At 60.4% G+C, this 17,502-nt stretch carries 17 protein-coding genes; 5 read left to right on the forward strand and 12 right to left on the reverse strand.

Annotated features, from left to right (window positions below; translation table 11 throughout):
• Positions 1-100: 100 nt before the first annotated feature.
• Complete coding sequence (locus tag ACJ8J4_RS23805) at positions 101-1,501, reverse strand: nucleobase:cation symporter-2 family protein (RefSeq protein ID WP_025304709.1); 1,401 nt, start codon at positions 1,499-1,501, stop codon at positions 101-103.
• A gap of 240 nt (positions 1,502-1,741) precedes the next feature.
• Here ACJ8J4_RS23805 and gltS point away from each other — a divergent pair, with 240 nt between their 5' ends.
• Positions 1,742-2,953: a sodium/glutamate symporter gene (gene gltS / locus ACJ8J4_RS23810; protein WP_025304708.1), complete on the forward strand. Its 1,212-nt coding sequence runs from the start codon at positions 1,742-1,744 to the stop codon at positions 2,951-2,953.
• A 42-nt stretch (positions 2,954-2,995) separates the two neighbouring features.
• Here the strand turns inward: gltS and recG are convergent, their stop codons facing one another.
• The 6 genes from recG to ACJ8J4_RS23840 all read right to left on the reverse strand — a co-directional run bounded on the left by recG (position 2,996) and on the right by ACJ8J4_RS23840 (position 9,687).
• A complete protein-coding gene (recG, locus tag ACJ8J4_RS23815; protein ID WP_043141057.1) occupies positions 2,996-5,077 on the reverse strand; it encodes an ATP-dependent DNA helicase RecG in 2,082 nt (693 codons plus the stop codon).
• Positions 5,074-5,769 carry a tRNA (guanosine(18)-2'-O)-methyltransferase TrmH gene (trmH, locus tag ACJ8J4_RS23820; RefSeq protein WP_033639122.1) on the reverse strand — a complete coding sequence of 232 codons (696 nt, stop codon included), beginning with the start codon at positions 5,767-5,769 and terminating at the stop codon, positions 5,074-5,076. Before trmH ends, recG begins: the two co-directional genes overlap by 4 nt.
• A gap of 5 nt (positions 5,770-5,774) precedes the next feature.
• Positions 5,775-7,886 carry a bifunctional GTP diphosphokinase/guanosine-3',5'-bis pyrophosphate 3'-pyrophosphohydrolase gene (gene spoT, locus ACJ8J4_RS23825; protein ID WP_015379445.1) on the reverse strand — a complete coding sequence of 704 codons (2,112 nt, stop codon included), beginning with the start codon at positions 7,884-7,886 and terminating at the stop codon, positions 5,775-5,777.
• Positions 7,887-7,904: 18 nt separating this feature from the next.
• On the reverse strand, positions 7,905-8,180 hold the full coding sequence (gene rpoZ / locus ACJ8J4_RS23830) for a DNA-directed RNA polymerase subunit omega (protein ID WP_004931221.1): 276 nt from the start codon (positions 8,178-8,180) through the stop codon (positions 7,905-7,907).
• A gap of 54 nt (positions 8,181-8,234) precedes the next feature.
• The gene (gene gmk / locus ACJ8J4_RS23835) at positions 8,235-8,858 is read right to left on the reverse strand and encodes a guanylate kinase (RefSeq protein WP_033636481.1); all 624 of its coding nucleotides are present in this window, start codon (positions 8,856-8,858) and stop codon (positions 8,235-8,237) included.
• 211 nt (positions 8,859-9,069) lie between these two features.
• Positions 9,070-9,687 (reverse strand): trimeric intracellular cation channel family protein, encoded by a 618-nt coding sequence (locus ACJ8J4_RS23840; protein WP_025304704.1) that lies wholly within the window; start codon positions 9,685-9,687, stop codon positions 9,070-9,072.
• Positions 9,688-9,940: 253 nt separating this feature from the next.
• On the opposite strand from ACJ8J4_RS23840, the gene ACJ8J4_RS23845 reads away from it, so the two are divergent.
• On the forward strand, positions 9,941-10,375 hold the full coding sequence (locus ACJ8J4_RS23845; RefSeq protein ID WP_089196364.1) for a DUF3574 domain-containing protein: 435 nt from the start codon (positions 9,941-9,943) through the stop codon (positions 10,373-10,375).
• Positions 10,376-10,409: 34 nt separating this feature from the next.
• Here ACJ8J4_RS23845 and ACJ8J4_RS23850 read toward each other — a convergent pair whose 3' ends face one another.
• On the reverse strand, positions 10,410-11,594 hold the full coding sequence (locus tag ACJ8J4_RS23850) for a NupC/NupG family nucleoside CNT transporter (protein ID WP_004931212.1): 1,185 nt from the start codon (positions 11,592-11,594) through the stop codon (positions 10,410-10,412).
• 361 nt (positions 11,595-11,955) lie between these two features.
• On the opposite strand from ACJ8J4_RS23850, the gene ACJ8J4_RS23855 reads away from it, so the two are divergent.
• On the forward strand, positions 11,956-12,345 hold the full coding sequence (locus ACJ8J4_RS23855) for a hypothetical protein (RefSeq protein WP_089196363.1): 390 nt from the start codon (positions 11,956-11,958) through the stop codon (positions 12,343-12,345).
• Positions 12,346-12,400: 55 nt separating this feature from the next.
• On the opposite strand, the gene ACJ8J4_RS23860 is transcribed toward ACJ8J4_RS23855, so the two are convergent.
• Positions 12,401-13,264 carry a YicC/YloC family endoribonuclease gene (locus ACJ8J4_RS23860; protein WP_025304701.1) on the reverse strand — a complete coding sequence of 288 codons (864 nt, stop codon included), beginning with the start codon at positions 13,262-13,264 and terminating at the stop codon, positions 12,401-12,403.
• Positions 13,265-13,390: 126 nt separating this feature from the next.
• Here ACJ8J4_RS23860 and rph point away from each other — a divergent pair, with 126 nt between their 5' ends.
• Together rph and pyrE are read left to right on the forward strand one after the other, a co-directional pair.
• Positions 13,391-14,107: a ribonuclease PH gene (gene rph / locus ACJ8J4_RS23865; RefSeq protein ID WP_025160305.1), complete on the forward strand. Its 717-nt coding sequence runs from the start codon at positions 13,391-13,393 to the stop codon at positions 14,105-14,107.
• Between the two features lie 96 nt (positions 14,108-14,203).
• On the forward strand, positions 14,204-14,845 hold the full coding sequence (gene pyrE / locus ACJ8J4_RS23870; RefSeq protein WP_004931204.1) for an orotate phosphoribosyltransferase: 642 nt from the start codon (positions 14,204-14,206) through the stop codon (positions 14,843-14,845).
• Between the two features lie 31 nt (positions 14,846-14,876).
• Here the strand turns inward: pyrE and slmA are convergent, their stop codons facing one another.
• From slmA to coaBC, 3 genes are all read right to left on the reverse strand, one after another.
• Positions 14,877-15,473 carry a nucleoid occlusion factor SlmA gene (slmA, locus tag ACJ8J4_RS23875; RefSeq protein ID WP_025304700.1) on the reverse strand — a complete coding sequence of 199 codons (597 nt, stop codon included), beginning with the start codon at positions 15,471-15,473 and terminating at the stop codon, positions 14,877-14,879.
• A 251-nt stretch (positions 15,474-15,724) separates the two neighbouring features.
• A complete protein-coding gene (dut, locus tag ACJ8J4_RS23880) occupies positions 15,725-16,183 on the reverse strand; it encodes a dUTP diphosphatase (protein ID WP_016929680.1) in 459 nt (152 codons plus the stop codon).
• Positions 16,161-17,378, reverse strand: coding sequence for a bifunctional phosphopantothenoylcysteine decarboxylase/phosphopantothenate--cysteine ligase CoaBC (gene coaBC / locus ACJ8J4_RS23885; RefSeq protein WP_043141094.1), 1,218 nt, complete (start codon positions 17,376-17,378; stop codon positions 16,161-16,163). The genes dut and coaBC overlap by 23 nt, the downstream gene beginning before the upstream one ends.
• Positions 17,379-17,502 lie beyond the last annotated feature (124 nt).

A 17,502-nucleotide genomic window follows, 5' to 3' on the forward strand; every position in this document is an offset into this window, starting at 1 on the left:
TACCCTGTTTATGCCGCAATTGGCCGGGCATCTCAAGGGCAATGGTCTGATAGACAATAAAAAACGGCCGCAAGCGGCCGTTTGAACGCCAATGGGCGGGTTACTTTTTCTCGTGTTCCTGCGGGAACACCAGGTTCAGCACGATGGCGGTAATGCCGCCGGCGGCGATACCGGAAGAGAGCAGGGTTTTCAGCCAGTCCGGCGCGAACTGCAGGATCAGCGGCTGCTGGGAGACGCCCATGCCGACGGCCAGCGACAGCGCCATGATCATGATGGCGCGGCGGTTCAGGCGCTCGCGTGACACGATGCGCACGCCGGAGGCGGCGATGGTGCCGAACATCACGATGGTCGCACCGCCCAGTACCGGCTCGGGGATGTGCTGCACGAAGCCGGCTACCGCCGGGAACAGCCCCAGCGCGATCAGCATCAGCGCCACCACAAAGCCGACATAGCGGCTGGCGACGCCGGTCAGCTGGATCACGCCGTTGTTCTGGCCGAAGCAGGAGTTGGGGAAGGTATTGAACACCGCCGACAGCATCGAGTTCAGGCCGTTGGCCAGTACGCCCCCTTTTAGACGCTTCATGTACAGCGGCCCGCTGACCGGCTGTTCGGAGACATCAGAGGTGGCGGTGATGTCGCCGATGGTTTCCAGCGAGGTGACCATAAAGATCAGCATCAGCGGCAGCAGCAAGTTCCAGTCGAAGCCCAGGCCGTAATAGAGCGGCGTGGGAATAGTGATCGCCGCCGTGGGTGCCGCCGGAGCGTCGGCGGGCAGCATGTCCATCGCCCAGGCCAACAGATAGCCGACCGCCATGGCGATCACCAATGAAGCGACGCGCAGGTAAGGGTTGCGCTGGCGGTTCAGCAGGATGATGACCGCCAGCACCGCGCCGGCCAGCAGCAGGTTTTTCGGTGAGCCGAAGCTGTGATCGTTCATCGCGGCATAACCGCCGCCGATCGAGGTCAAACCGACCTGAATCAGCGACAGGCCAATGATCATCACCACGATGCCGGAAACCAGCGGGGTGATGATGCGGCGTGCCAGATGCAGCACGCGCGACAGCAAAATTTCGGTGCAAGAAGCGACCATCAGGGTGCCGAACAGCGCGGCCATCATGGTCGGCACGTCGGCGCCGCCGTTTTTCAGCGCCAGACCGCCCATGATCAGCGGCGAAACGAAGTTGAAGCTGGTGCCCTGAATCGACAGTAGACCGGAACCCACCGGCCCCCAGGTTTTGATTTGCAGAATGGAAGCCAGGCCGGAGGCGAACAGCGACATGCTGATGATGTGCTGGGTATCCTGCGCCGGCAGGCCCAGCGCCTGGCAGATCAGCAGCGCCGGAGTGATCACCGCAACGAACATCGCCAACAGATGCTGGCCGGCGGCAAACAGCGTTTGCGGCAGCGGCGGGCGGTCTTCGAGGCGATAAATCAGTTCGCTGGCGCGGGATTCTGAGGCGGCTTGGCGTGTGGCATCAAGCTCGGAGGATGACATGCTCATGGTGTGGCGTTTCCAGATACGGCAAAGCAGGCATTTTAATGCGCCGCCCCGCAAAAGCAAACGGTTGCGCCTAAATATTATATTGTCAACTTTCCTGTTTATGTCGCATTTTCATTCATTTTTTCTTGTCATCTTAGCGTTTTTTACTTCTAATCCTGGACTCATCAAGTTTAAAAACTCAGTGGTTTTCTATAACTTATTATTTTTATTTGGATCTTTTCCCTTACATGGAGTACCTGGATGTTTCATCTTGATACTTATGGCACGTTAGTCGCCGCGACGCTGGTTTTGCTCCTCGGGGGCAAGTGCGTCAGAAGCATTCCTCTGCTGCGAAAATATACCATTCCTGCCCCCGTCGCCGGCGGTTTGCTGGTGGCCCTTCTGTTGTTAGCCCTGAAAAAGTTCGCCAACTGGGAAATCAGCTTTGACATGTCGCTGAAGGATCCGCTGATGCTGGCCTTCTTCGCCACTATCGGGCTGAACGCCAACCTGGCGCGGTTGCGCGCCGGCGGCAAGGCGCTGATGGTATTCCTGTTCGTGGTGCTGGGGCTGCTGTTGGTGCAGAACGCCATCGGCATCGGCATGGCGAAAATGCTGGGGTTGGATCCGTTGATGGGCCTGATCGCCGGGTCGATCACCCTGTCGGGCGGCCACGGCACCGGGGCGGCCTGGAGCAAGCTGTTCATCGAGCGCTACGGCTTTGAAAACGCGACGGAAGTCGCCATGGCCTGTGCCACCTTCGGCCTGGTGCTGGGCGGCCTGATCGGCGGTCCGGTGGCGCGCTATCTGGTCAAACATTCCTCTACGCCGGAAGGTACGCCGGAAGACAGCGTGCAGCCGAGCGGTTTCGAGAAGCCGGAAAGCGGCCGCCTGATCACCTCGCTGGTGATGATCGAAACCATCGCCATGATCGCTATCTGTCTGAGCCTGGGGCAGCTGATTGCCGGCTTGCTGAACGGTACGGTGTTTGAGCTGCCTAACTTCGTTTGCGTGCTGTTCGTCGGGGTGATCCTCAGCAACACGCTGGCCTTCACCGGTTTCTATACCGTGTTCGAACGGGCGGTATCGGTGCTGGGTAATGTCAGCCTGTCGCTGTTCCTGGCGATGGCGTTGATGAGCCTGCGCCTGTGGGAGCTGGCTTCGCTGGCGTTACCGATGCTGGCGATCCTGGCGGTGCAGACGCTGGTGATGGCGCTGTACGCGATCTTTGTTACCTACCGGGTGATGGGCAAGAACTACGACGCGGCGGTGCTGGCCGCCGGCCACTGTGGTTTCGGCATGGGCGCCACGCCGACGGCGATCGCCAACATGCAGGCGATCACCGATCGCTTCGGCCCGTCGCATCTGGCGTTTCTGGTGGTGCCGATGGTGGGAGCGTTCTTTATCGATATCGCCAACGCCATCGTTATCAAGCTGTATCTGCTGCTGCCGGTGTTCCCGGCGGTGGGGTAATATCGCGAGTCATCATGAGAAGGGCGCCTGCGGCGCCCTTTTTTATGCGTTGGAGTAGCGCGCCTTCTCCGGCAGCCAGCGTTCGATCAGCGCCTGGGCGTGTTCCGGGTAGTGCTGATGGAGATGGCGGGCGACGCGTTGCACTTCGGGGATCATCGCCTGGTCGCGCAACAGGTCCGCCACCTTGAATTCGGCGCTGCCGGTCTGGCGGGTGCCCAGCAGCTCGCCCGGGCCGCGGATCTCCAGATCGCGCTGGGCGATGACAAAGCCGTCGTTGCTGTCGCGCAGCACTTGCAGGCGCGTTTGCGCGGTTTTGCTCAGCGGCGTTTTGTACAGCAGCACGCAGTGTGAAGCCACCGCGCCGCGCCCTACGCGGCCGCGCAGCTGGTGCAGCTGCGCCAGGCCCAGCCGTTCCGGGTTTTCGATGATCATCAGGCTGGCGTTGGGCACGTCGACGCCGACCTCGATCACCGTGGTGGCGACCAACAGCTGCAGCTCGCCCTGTTTAAACGCCTGCATCACCGCCTGCTTTTCCTGCGCTTTCATGCGGCCGTGCACCAGCGCCACCTTCAGCTCCGGCAGCGCGGCTTTCAATTCTTCCCAGGTGGCTTCCGCCGCCTGCGCTTCCAGCAGCTCGGACTCTTCGATCAGCGTACATACCCAGTAAGCCTGCCGTCCTTCTTCCAGACAGGCGCTTTTCACCCGTTGAATGATGTCGGCGCGGCGGGTATCGGGAATGGCGACGGTGGTCACCGGCGTGCGGCCTGGCGGCAGCTCGTCGATGACCGAGGTATCGAGATCGGCATAGGCGGTCATCGCCAGCGTGCGCGGGATCGGCGTGGCGGTCATGATCAGCTGATGGGCGTGGAAGCCCTGTTCTTCGCCTTTCTCCCACAGCGCCAGCCGCTGATGCACCCCGAAGCGGTGCTGCTCATCGATAATCACCAGCGCCAGGCCGTTGAACTGCACCTGCTCCTGGAAGATGGCGTGGGTACCGACCACCATCGATACCTGGCCGCTGGCGATGGCTTCCTGCTGCGCGATGCGCGCCTTGCCTTTCTGTTTGCCCGCCAGCCAGCCGACCTGCAGCCCCAGCGGTTCGAACCACTGGCGGAAGTTGTTGGCATGCTGTTCGGCCAGCAGCTCAGTCGGCGCCATCAGCGCCACCTGCTTGCCGTGCGCGATGGCGCGCAGCGCCGCCAGCGCCGCCACCAGCGTTTTGCCGGAACCGACGTCGCCCTGCACCAGCCGCATCATCGGGAAGTCTTTTTGCATGTCGGCTTCGATGTCGGCCACCACGCGCGTTTGCGCGCCGGTCGGCGAGAACGGCAGCTGTGCGAGAAAACGGTTTTTCAGCCGATCGTCCGGCAGCAGCGGTTGCGCCTGATAACTCTGCGCGCCGGCGCGCACCGCCAGCATGCTGAGGTTATGCGCCAGCAGCTCTTCGAGGATCAGGCGTTTTTGCGCCGGGTGTTTGCCCAGTTCCAGATCCGCCAGCTGAATGTCCGGCGGCGGGCGATGCAGGGTGTGCAGCGCCTGCGGCAGGCTCATCAGGCCGCCGCTCAGCTCCGGCGGCAGCAGTTCGGCGATGGCGCAGGTATCCAGCAGCGCCAGCGCCTGGTCGGTCAGCTTGCGCAGCGTGGCCTGCCGCACCCCCTCGGTGGTGGGGTAGACCGGCGTCAGCGACTCCTGCAGCTCGACCTCGCTGGCTTCGCCCTGAATACGGTATTCCGGATGAATGATCTCCGCGCCGTGGTTGCCGCGTTTGATCTCGCCGTAGGCGGTCACGCGGCGGCCGGTGGCCAGGCTGTTCTTCATTGCGGCGTTGAAGTTGAAGAAGCGCATGGTGAGGATGCCGGTGCCGTCGCTGATCTGGCAGGTCAGCATGCGGCGGCGGCCGAAGCTGATGTCGCTGCGCAGCACTTCCCCTTCTACCGTGGCGTAGATGCCCGGCAGCAGATCGTTGATCGGATAGAGGCGGGTGCGGTCTTCGTAGCGCAGCGGCAGGTGCAGCAGCAGATCCTGAATGGTCTCGAGGCCAAGCTTGGCCAGTTTGCCCGCCTGGCTGGCGCCAACCCCGGAAAGCGTGGTGAGTGGGACAGCATCCAGCAGGCGGCCTTTCATTTGCGCACCGTCGCCTGCATGGCCGCCCACCATTCGGCGCTGGCGACCACCTGACCCTGTTCGTCGATCTGCGGACGCGGCAGCCCCTTGCGTTTGGCCACGTTGGCCAGCACCGGATAGCCGCCTTCGAACAGCAGACGCTGCTGCTCTTCTTCGTCCAGCATGCTGTTGTCGCGGCGGTACAGGCCGGCGTTTTGCCGCTGGCGCTGCGCCTCATACAGGATCAGCGCCGAAGCCACGGAGACGTTGAGCGATTGCACCATGCCGATCATCGGAATGACGATGTCTTGATCGGCGAGCGCCAGCGCTTCTTCGGTGATGCCGGTTTTTTCCTGGCCGAGCAGCACGCAGGTTGGCCGGGTGTAGTCCACCTCGCGGAAATCGACCGCGCGCGCAGACAGGTTGGTGGCCAGAATTTGCATGCCCTGCGCTTTCAGGTGGCCGACCGCGTCGCCGATGGTGGGATGGGTTTTAACGCTGACCCAGCTGTTGCTGCCGGCGGCGGAGGAAACCAGGGTGCGCATGCGGGTGGTGGGCCACACGGCGTGGACCTGATGCACGCCGACGGCGTCGGCGGTGCGGATAATGGCGGAGACGTTATGCGGCTTGTGCACTTGCTCCAGGCAGACCGTCAAATCCGGCTGCCGGGTCGCGAGCATTTCACAAATCCGCGCATAGCGTTCAGGACTCATAAGCGCTAGTTTCGGTTGCGGTTAACTTTGATCACATCCGGCATAATACGGATTTTACGCATAATGTTTGCCAAATGGATGCGATCGCGGGTGGTCAAGCGGATAAAGGCGCTATAAACCCGACCGTCTTTCTCTTCGGTGTTCAGGCTCTGAATATTGGACTCGGCCGCGTTGATCGCTGCCGTCAGGTTGGCCAGCGCGCCCTGGTGGTTAAACATATCCACCTTGATCTCGGCGATGAACTCCTGCTCGGTCTCTTTATCCCACTCGACCGCCATGAACTTCTCAGGCTCTTTCTGATAGCCGCGAATATTGCGGCAAGATTCATGGTGGATCACCAGCCCTTTGCCCGGGCTGACGTGAGCGATAATCGGGTCGCCCGGAATCGGACGGCAGCACTTGGCGAAGGTGATCAACACGCCGTCGGCGCCCTTGATGGCCAGGTTACGCACGCCGGAGGTGGTGCCCAGGCTGGACTGATCGCCCTGCAGATTCTTCGCCACCACCACGCTCATGGCGTTGCCGAGGCCGATTTCCGCCAGCAGATCGTCCAGCGTCGCCAGCTTCATGCGGTCCAGCTCGTGCTGAATGTTTTCCTGCGGGATTTCGGCCAGCTTGCGGCTACCGCCCAACGCATGGTTGAGCAGGCGGCGGCCGAGGCCGACGGAGTCGTCGCGCTTGAGGTTCTTCAACATCTGGCGAATTTTGGCACGTGCTTTCGAGCTGACCACGAAGTTCAGCCAGGCGGCGTTGGGCCGCGCGCCCGGTGCGGTGATGATCTCGACGGTCTGGCCGCTGGTCAGCGACTGTGACAGCGGGTATGGCTGACGATCGACGCGCGCGCCGACGCAGGCATGGCCGATATCGGTATGCACCGCATAGGCGAAGTCGACCGGCGTGGCGCCGGCGGGCAGCTCGACGATGCGGCCTTCCGGGGTGAAAACGTAAATCTCATCCGGGAACAGATCGGATTTGACGCTCTCGATAAATTCAAACGAACTGCCAGCGCTTTGCTGCAGCTCCAGCAGGCTTTGCATCCAGCGTTGGGCGCGGATCTGCGCCGTGGTGCCGGTTTCGCCCTGTTCTCTTTCCTTGTAAGCCCAGTGCGCGGCCACCCCCATCTCAGCCATCTGGTCCATGTCTTCGGTGCGGATCTGCACTTCGACCGGTACGCCGTGCGGGCCGATCAGCGAGGTATGGAGCGATTGATAGCCGTTGGCCTTGGGAATGGCGATGTAATCTTTCACCCGCCCCGGGCGCGGTTTATACAGGCTGTGCACCTGGCCGAGTACGCGGTAGCAGGTATCGACCTCTTTCACGATCACCCGGAACGCGTAGATATCCATGATGGAATGGAAACGCTGTTCTTTCAGGTGCATCTTGAGGTAGATGGAGTAGAGGTGTTTTTCCCTTCCGCTGACGCGGCAGGCGATGCCGGCCTCGGTCAGCCGCCCTTCGATCTCGGAGAGGATTTTTTGAATCATCTCTTTGCGGTTGCCGCGCGCGGCTTTCACCACTTCCTTGATCACGCGATAACGGTTTGGGTACAGCGCCTCGAAGCCCAGCTCTTCCAGCTCGGTTTTCAGGTGATGAATACCCAGACGGTGGGCGAGGGGGCTGTAGATTTCCAGGGTTTCACGCGCGATGCGCCGGCGTTTGTCGGGGCGCAGCGAACCGAGGGTGCGCATGTTGTGCGTACGGTCGGCCAGCTTGATCAGCACGACGCGGATATCCTGCACCATCGCCATGATCATCTTGCGGAAGTTTTCCGCCTGCGCTTCTTTCTTGTCCTGGAACTTCAGCTTGTCGAGCTTGGAGACGCCCTCAACCAGTTCGGCGACGCTCTTGCCGAACAGCTGTTCCATATCTTGATAGGTGGCTGGGGTGTCTTCGATGACGTCGTGCAGCAACGCCGCCATCAGCGTCTCGTGATCGAGACGCATTTCCGCCAGGATGCAGGCCACGGCGACCGGGTGAGTAATGTAGGGCTCACCGCTGGAGCGTGTCTGGCCCTCGTGCGCGTCGCGCGCGACGAGGTATGCCTGTTTGAGGCGCTTAATCTGCTCCTCGGGCAGGTAACGTTGAATCAGCAGATTCAGGCTTTCAAACAGGTACAAGGCGGACTCGCAGTCTAATTAACGACGACCTTCAGCAATCGCGGTAACCGCTTGAATCTCTGCGGCTTCCTGCTCTTGCTGTTCCTGGCGCTCACGCACGTCGAGGATCTGGCTGGTGATCAGGCCTTCTTCGATTTCGCGCAGGGCGATAACGGTGTACTTGTCGTTCTCTTCCGGAACCAGTGCATCTTTGCCGCCGGTCTGGATCTGACGCGCCCGACGAGCAGCGACCAACACCAGGTCAAAACGGTTACCAATTTTCTCTACAGCGTCTTGAACAGTTACGCGTGCCATATTTGTGCTACTCCACAGGTGACGAAAAGACTGGGCATGATACTGAAACTGCCTTCAGTCTGCCAATAGTTTGCTGATTAAAGCGTCATGCCGCAGCAACTGGCGGCCCAAACGCAGGCGTTCGGCGCGAATGATGGTCTTCAGATCGGACAGCGCCAGATCGAAATCATCGTTCACGATCAGGTAATCGTACTCCGCGTAATGCGTCATTTCCGCCACGGCCTGGGCCATGCGTTTGGCGATCACCTCTTCGGAATCCTGCCCGCGCCCGCGCAGGCGGCGGCCCAGTTCTTCCTTCGACGGCGGCAGAATGAAGATGCTGCGCGCCTGCGGCATTTTGGCGCGGATTTGCTGTGCGCCCTGCCAGTCGATATCCAGAAACACATCCACGCCGGTCGACAAGACTTGTTCGATGGCGGCGCGCGAAGTGCCGTAATAGTTGCCGAACACTTCGGCGTGCTCAAGAAACGCGTCCTGCTCGATCATCCGGCGGAATTCGTCTTTCGAGACGAAGAAATAATGCTCGCCGTGATTTTCACCCGGGCGACTGTCGCGCGTGGTGTGCGAAACCGAAACCTGCGTGTCGTACAGCGGTTGCGTCTTTAACAAAGCCTGAATCAGACTTGATTTACCTGCGCCACTGGGAGCAGAGACAATATAAAGCGTGCCTTGAGCCATGATGATGTTCGTTGATAACGGTTGATATGCCAATAACAGCGGATGTGTATTTTCTCCGCACAGTATACACGGCTAACGCGCCGGGTGCAGCGTTAGCTCGCATTTTGCCCGCGGCTTTGCGTGGAAAAAGCGTCGAAAGGGTGAATTTGCGCGCCGAAGGGCGACATTTTTGCAGTTTTGGCCTCGGCGGCGGCGCGTTGCCGCCCCGAGATCAGTGATCCGGATGCTGGTAGTTGAACACCGGCAGGCCGAGGCGGAAGCGCAGGGCGATCAGACGTGCGCTCAGGCCGGCGACCAACGTGAGGATCACCACCAGATTGTGCGGCAGGCTGAGGTGCTGCAGGCCGATATACAGCCAGGCGGCGCTGAAGGAGATGCCGGCGTAGATCTCTTTCTGGAAAACCAGCGGGATGCGGTTGCAGAACATATCGCGCAGCACCCCGCCGAAGACGCCGGTGATCACCGCGGCGATGGCGGCGATAATGGCGCTGTGCCCCATATCCAGGGCCACCTGTGCGCCGATGATGGAGAAGACGATCAGGCCGACGGCGTCGAGCACCAGGAACAGGCGGCGCAGATGGCGCATCAGGGGAGCCACCCAGGTGGTGACGATCGCCGCTATCGCGACGATGACGATGTATTCTGGATGTTTGACCCAGCCCAATGGAAAATGCCCGAGCAACATATCGCGCACCGACCCGCCGCCAATTGCGGTGACAGAGGCGATGATGATCACGCCGAACATGTCCATTTGGCGGCGGCCGGCCGCCAGCGCGCCGGTCATGGCTTCGGCGGTGATGCCGATGATATAAAGGATGCTCAGTAACATAAGGGGTTCACAGCGTACTTGCCTCAGAATGATGGCCGGCAGGGTAATCGCCGCCGAGGACGCGCGCCACTGAGTTTTTTTCACCGATGGTGTTTCGGATTAATATAGCTAATCCAAAATCCGTTTTTATTGCCGATAAACAGCTTTTATTAACATCTTGATGTTAATAAAAGCATTAGAAATTTAGCGCTGATTTCCATCGCTGACTATGCTTTTTGCAGCGAATTCTTCAACCGAGAAACCGAGACTGCTGATGAAAAACTCCTCGAAACTGGCCGCCGGCGCCGTGATGGCCGCCCTGCTGCTGAGCGGCTGCGTGGCGCCAGGCCACCAGGCAACGTCACCCGCCCCGGTTTGCCGCACCGGTGATCCGCTGGTGCAGACAACGCTCTACTTCGGCCTGAACCGCCCTGCGGGGCCGGCGATCACCGCCGCCGAGTGGCAAACCTTCGTCGATAGCCAGGTAACGCCGCGCTTTAAAGACGGGCTGACGGTCTTTGATGCCAAAGGGCAGTGGCTGGGCCACGACGGCAAACTGGCGCGCGAGAACAGCAAGGCGCTGCTGCTGATCCATGCGCCGGACAAAGAGAGCGAGGCGAATATCGAGGCGCTGCGCAGCGGCTATAAGCAGCAGTTTGCGCAGGATTCGGTGATGCGGGTGGATGCGCCGGTGTGCGTGGCGTTTTAAAGCGAACTCCCGGCCCTGCGGCCGGGAGTGGGGATTACAGCACCAGGCCCGCGATGGCCGCCGACAACAGGCTCACCAGCGTCGAGCCGTAAACCAGCTTCAGGCCAAAACGGGACACCACGTTGCCTTGCTGCTCGTTCAGTCCTTTGATGGCGCCGGCGACGATGCCGATGGAGGCGAAGTTGGCGAACGACACCAGGAACACCGACAGAATGCCCAGCCCGCGCGGCGACAGCTCCGCCGCGATCTTCTTCAGTTCAATCATCGCCACGAATTCGTTGGCTACCAGTTTGGTCGCCATGATGCTGCCCGCCTTCAGGGCTTCTTCCGCCGGGATGCCGATCAGCCAGGCCAACGGATAGAACACGTAGCCGAGGATCTGCTGGAAGCTGATGCCGAGCACCGCAGAGAACAGCGCATTGACGGCGGAGATCAGCGCGATAAAGCCGATCAGCATCGCCGCGATGATCATCGCAATCTTGAAGCCGGCCAGAATGTACTCGCCCAACATTTCGAAGAAGCTCTGATCTTCATGCAGTTTGTTCAGCTTCAGCTCCGGCTCGTCTTCAACCTGATACGGGTTGATGATCGACAGGATGATGAAGGTGCTGAACATATTAAGGATCAACGCCGCCACCACGTACTGCGCGTCGATCATCGACATGTAGGCGCCGACGATGGAGAGCGAAACCGTCGACATGGCGGTCGCGGCCATGGTGTACATGCGGCGCGGCGAGATATCGCCGATGATGCCTTTATAGGCGATAAAGTTCTCCGACTGCCCCAGCACCAGCGTGCTGACGGCGTTGAACGATTCCAGCTTGCCCATGCCGTTGACCTTGGACAGCAGGGTGCCGACCAGGCGGATGATCAGCGGCAGGATGCGGAAATGCTGCAAAATGCCGATCAGGGCGGAAATAAAGATGATAGGGCACAAAACGCCGAGGAAGATGAACGCCAGACCATCCTTGCTCATGCCGCCGAACACGAACTCCGATCCTTGGGCTGCGTAGGCGAGCAGGGTGTCGAAGAAGCCGGCGACGTGTTTGATCACGCTGAGCCCGCTGGCGGAGTGCAGGAAGAAATAGGCCAGCGCGCCTTCGATCACCAACAGCTGGATGATATAGCGCAGGCGGATTTTCTTGCGATTATTGCTGACCAGCAGCGCCAGGGCGATGATCACCACCAGGGCCATAATAAATTGCAGAATTTGTGGCATAAACGGTCCGTACGGTTCACGGGCAGGAAAAAAACACATTTAGCCACAGCATCGCCATCCTTTCATTACCTTGCGTGATAATTAGAACAAAATACTTATGGCATGCGGGATATCTTGCCGATTGTCATCCGCACGCGCTGCTCGGCAGTTTTTCATAAGCCCCCGGTGAGCCGTCTCCCCAGAGGCCTGCCGGCTCGCAACTTGATGTAATCCCCGTTACTTATGTGCAAACGCCTGGAATCTGGTTCGCAATCGGCGATTTTTCCCGACGTAAAGCGTGGTTTTCTTGGCTGAGGAAGAGAAACATGTTTGGAACAGGCGCCGTGACCGGCGCGCATTTTCTCGGACAAGGAGGCGAACGATGAATACCGGCACTTTGCTCAGGGCGCTGGCCAACGGCGTTAATCCCGACACCGGCGAGCTGTTGAAACCGGCTTCAGCGGCCTGCGCACCGGAGGCTATCCGGCTGCTGTTCGCGTTAGCCAACGAGTTTGACGGTGAATCCGAACGGCAGAAAAAAGCCAGGCTGACGCCGGGGGAGAAACGGCAGAAGAATCTGGTCGAGGGCCGACCTGCCAATGCCTACTTCCCCTGGCCGGAAGAGGAAAAACTGCGGCTGCGCGAGAGCCATGCGGCCGGGGCGACGCTGGAAGCGCTGAGCGATGAGTTCGAGCGCTCAACCTGGAGCATTGCGGTGCAGCTGCAGAAAATGGGGTTGATCGGTGAGGAGCAGGCGGCCGCCTATCGCTGATTTGCAGCCATAAAAAAGCCCGCGTGGCGCGGGCTTGATGACATAAGGGGCAGGATCACTCGATATTCTGGATCTGCTCGCGCATTTGCTCGATCAGCACTTTCAGCTCGATGGCGGAAGCAGTGACGTCGGCATTGATCGACTTGGAGGCCAGGGTGTTCGATTCGCGGTTGAACTCCTGCATCATAAAGTCGAGGCGGCGGCCGACGGCTTCTTTCTTTTTCAGGATGTTGTGCGTCTCTTTCACGTGCGCTTCCAGACGGTCCAGCTCTTCGGCGACGTCGATACGCTGCGCCATCAGCACCAGCTCTTGCTCCAGGCGGGTGTTTTCCAGCTGTACCTGCGCCTCTTCCAGCTTGCTGACCAGGCGCTCGCGCTGCCATTGCAGGATGTTCGGCATCTGGGCGCGCACTTTGACCACTTCGGCGCTGACGCCGTCGAGGCGTTGTTCGATCAGCGTCTTCAGCGCGGCGCCTTCGCTCTCGCGTGCGACGATAAAGTCATCCAGCGCGCCGTCCAGCGCCTGCATCAGCTCGACGCTGATGGCGTCCAGATCCTGCTCCTGCGCGGACATCACGCCCGGCCAGCGCAGCACGTCGATCGGGTTGATTTCCCCTTCGTCGCTCTGCATTTTCACCCAGTTGGCGGCTTCGACCAGCTGTTTGGCCAGTTTTTCGTTCAGGATCAGCGAGCTTTGCGCGCTTGGATCCAGTTCGAAACGCAGGTTGCATTCGACTTTGCCGCGGGTCAGGCGGCCACGGATACGTTCACGGATCACCGGCTCCAGGCTGCGGAATTGCTCCGGCAGACGGATGTAGGTTTCTAAGTAGCGCTGGTTAACGGAACGCAGCTCCCAGGCTGCGCTGCCCCATTCACCCTTGATTTCACGCCGGGCGTAGGCGGTCATGCTGCGGATCATTGATGCGTACCCGTAATAGGAAAAGATGGGGCGATTATAGCGTCGCGACTGCGGGCAGGATAGGCATTACGTCACGAAGCCCGTATAATGCGCAGCCAATAGTTGATTTGAAGCCGGAGAGAGCCCATGCGTCCTGCAGGCAGAGCACCACAGCAAGTTCGCCCCCTGACACTGACCCGTCACTATACCAAACACGCTGAAGGCTCAGTGCTGGTTGAGTTTGGCGATACCAAAGTCTTGTGCACCGCCACGGTAGAAGAGGGCGTTCCGCGCTTCCTGAAAGGCCAGGGGCAAGGTTGGATCACCGCCGAGTACGGCATGCTGCCGCGCTCCACCCACAGCCGCAACGCACGTGAAGCCGCCAAAGGCAAACAAGGTGGCCGCACGCTGGAGATCCAGCGCCTGATCGCGCGCTCGCTGCGCGCCGCGGTGGATCTGAAAAAGCTCGGTGAATTCACCATCACCCTCGACTGCGACGTACTGCAGGCCGACGGCGGTACCCGCACCGCCTCCATCTCCGGCGCCTGCGTGGCGCTGGCCGATGCGCTGAACACCCTGGTGGCCAACGGCAAGCTGAAAGCCAACCCGATGAAGGGCATGGTAGCGGCGGTTTCCGTCGGCATCGTCAACGGCGAAGCGCTGTGCGATCTGGAGTATGTGGAAGATTCCGCGGCGGAAACCGACATGAACGTGGTGATGATGGAAGACGGCCGCATGATTGAAGTGCAGGGCACCGCCGAAGGCGAGCCGTTCAGCCACGATGAGCTGTTGGCGCTATTGGCGCTGGCCCGAGGGGGCATCGAAACCATCTTCCAGGCGCAGAAAGCGGCGCTGGCGGACTGATTTTTTAAGGCGACTGAGAAGTCGCCTTTTTTATGCCCGACGATCGGGCGGCAGTAATGACAAGACCCAAGCAGATTCAGACGAGGAGAAGCAGTAATGAAAGCCTATCAGCGCCAGTTTATCGAGTTCGCGCTTAACAAGCAGGTATTGAAATTCGGCGAGTTCACCCTGAAATCCGGCCGCACCAGCCCGTATTTCTTCAACGCCGGCCTGTTTAATACCGGGCGCGATCTTGCGCTGTTGGGGCGCTTCTACGCCGAAGCCCTGATGGACTCCGGCATCGATTTCGATCTGCTGTTTGGCCCGGCCTATAAAGGCATTCCTATCGCCACCACCACGGCGGTTGCGCTGGCGGAACACCATGAGCGCGACGTGCCTTACTGCTTTAACCGCAAGGAAGCCAAGACCCACGGCGAGGGTGGTTCGCTGGTCGGCAGCCCGCTGCAGGGGCGTGTGATGCTGGTGGATGATGTGATCACCGCCGGCACCGCGATCCGCGAGTCGATGGAAATCATCGGCGCCAGCGGCGCTTCGCTGGCGGGGGTGCTGATCTCCCTCGACCGTCAGGAACGCGGCCGCGCGGATATCTCCGCCATTCAGGAAGTGGAACGCGACTATCACTGCAAGGTGATTTCGATCGTGACGCTGAAGGACCTGATCGCTTATCTGGAAGAGAAACCGGAAATGGCGGACCACCTGGCGGCGGTGCGCGCTTACCGCGAGCAGTACGGGGTATAAATAAAAACGCCGGGCATGCCCGGCGTTTTCGTTATTGCAGCTGTGCCGCCAATAGCGGCCAGCGGGCGTCGAATTCCTGCGTTGGACGATAGCGGAATTCCGAACGCACATAGCGCGACAACATGCCTTCGCAGAAGGCCAGCAGTTGGCTGGCCAACAGCGTTTCATCGACGATGAAGCCTTTGCCTTCGCGCAATTTGCGCTCTTTCAGCACCTGACGCAGCTGCGCCTCGATACGTTCGAACAGCTGGTTGATGCGGCCCTGCAGGCGATCCTGTTCAAACATCAGCGCGTGGCCGGTCATGATGCGCGTCAGCCCTGGGTTACGTTCCGCAAAGCCCAGAATCAGCAGTAAAATCAGGCGCAGACGATTAAACGTCTCTTTCTCGTCCTGCAAGATCAGGTTGATGCGGGTGATCAGGCTGTCTTCGATAAACTCGATCAGACTGTCGAACATCCGTGTCTTGCTGGGGAAATGCCGGTACAGCGCAGCTTCAGAAACACCCACGTTTGCGGCGAGCTTGGCGGTGGTAATGCGCTGGCTGCCGTCGCTGGATTCCAGCATCTGGGCTAACGCCTGCAATATTTCCTCGCGCCGATTCCTTTTCGTATTTTCTTTTTCTGCCATGTCTGATTAGACCCTTGCTAAAACTTAACTGACGGAAACCCGGGCACCGGCCGCTGCAGAGCAGGCTCTGTGCGGCTTATGTGATAGCTTTTTTACGATACTGGGGTCAGCGGCCTTAACGGCCTTTTTCCGCGCTGCCTGGTGTGCGCTGCAATTGTCGCGGTAAAACCTTGCCGCAGAGACATCCTTCTCCCCGGAAAGGCAAGGTTCAGGCGACGTTTCCCTGCCGGCCATCGTGCATTGGGTGGCGCTTAGTGGCGCCCCGAGTGGCCGAAGCCGCCTTCGCCGCGCTCGCTACTGTCGAACTCTTCCACCAGGTTGAATTCGGCCTGCACCACCGGCACGAAGACCATCTGCGCGATGCGTTCGCCCGGCTCGATGGTGAAGTGCTTCTGGCCGCGGTTCCAAACGGACACCATCAGCTGGCCCTGGTAATCGGAGTCGATCAGGCCGACCAGGTTGCCCAGCACGACGCCGTGCTTATGGCCCAGGCCGGAGCGCGGCAGGATCACTGCCGCCAGGCCGGCGTCGGCGATGTGGATCGCGAGGCCGGTGGGCAGCAGCGTGGTTTCACCCGGCGCCAGCTCTACCGCGCTGTCCAGGCAGGCGCGCAGGTCGAGACCGGCGGAGCCCGGCGTGGCGTAGGTCGGTAGCGGGAAATCCTGACCGATACGCGGGTCGAGGATCTTAACGTCGATTTTTTTCATCATAACGGCTGACTATCTCGTCTATTAAACGTTGGCCAAGGAGTGCCTTGTCGCTCAGCGCCAGGCGCTTTTCTCCATCCTGCCAAAAAAGGTGCAGGGCATTGGTGTCGCTGTTGAACCCGTGCTCTGCAAGCGATACATCGTTAGCGCAAATCAAATCCAGCTTCTTACGCGCCAGTTTTTGCCGCGCGTATTCTTCCACATTCTGGGTTTCGGCGGCAAACCCCACGACAAACGGTCGATTTTTGGTCATCGCGGCCACGCCGGCGACGATATCGGGGTTTTTTACCATCTTGAGGACGATTTCATCACCCTGTTTTTTTATTTTTTCATCGGCGATCTGCTCGGGGCGGTAGTCGGCCACGGCGGCGCAGGAGATGAAAATCTGCTGCTGCGCCGCGCGCTGTTGCACCGCCTGCTCCATCTCCAGCGCGCTGGTGACGTCCACTCGGGTGACCGATGGCGGCGTCGGCAGGCTGACCGGCCCGGCGATCAGCGTCACCTGCGCGCCGCGGGCGGCGGCGGCGCGGGCGATGGCGAAGCCCATTTTGCCGGAGCTGTGATTGCTGATGAAACGTACCGGATCCAGCGCTTCACGCGTTGGGCCGGCGGTGATCATAACCTGCAAATGTTGCAGATCCTGCGGGGCGGAGAAATGCGCGTTCGCCAGGTCGACGATGTCCAGCGGATCCAGCATGCGGCCCGGGCCGACGTCGCCGCAGGCCTGGCTGCCGCTGTCCGGCCCCCAGAGCAGCATGCCGCGCGTCTGCAGCGTTTGCAGGTTGGCCTGCGTGGCGGCGGCGCGATACATCTGCTGGTTCATGGCGGGGGAGGCGGCGATAGGGGCGTCGGTCGCCAGGCAGACGGTAGTCAGCAGATCGTTGGCCATGCCGGCGGCGACGCGCGCCAGCAGATCGGCGGTCGCCGGCGCCAGAATCACCAGATCCGCCCACTTGCCCAGTTCGATGTGGCCCATGGCGGCTTCGGCGGCGGGATCCAACAGATCGTCGGACACCGGGTAGCCGGAAACGGCCTGCAGCGTCAGTGGCGTAATGAACGCCTTGGCGGCGTGGGTCATCACCACGCGCACTTCTGCACCCCTGTCGCGCAGGCGGCGCACCAGCTCTGGGCATTTGTAGGCGGCGATGCCGCCGCTGATGCCAAGCACAATATGTTTGCCGGAAAGTCCCGTCATCATCATTGTCCGATTGAAAGCCGAAAGATGCGCCATTTTAGCATATCCGCCGTTCAGGTGAGTGATTCCGCAATGGCTGCAGGGCGTTACATTGTGCTTTGCGAAACACTTCGCAATGTTATCAAAC

The organism is Serratia sp. CY47280 (genome assembly GCF_052168655.1).
GTDB classification, from domain to species: domain Bacteria; phylum Pseudomonadota; class Gammaproteobacteria; order Enterobacterales; family Enterobacteriaceae; genus Serratia; species Serratia bockelmannii.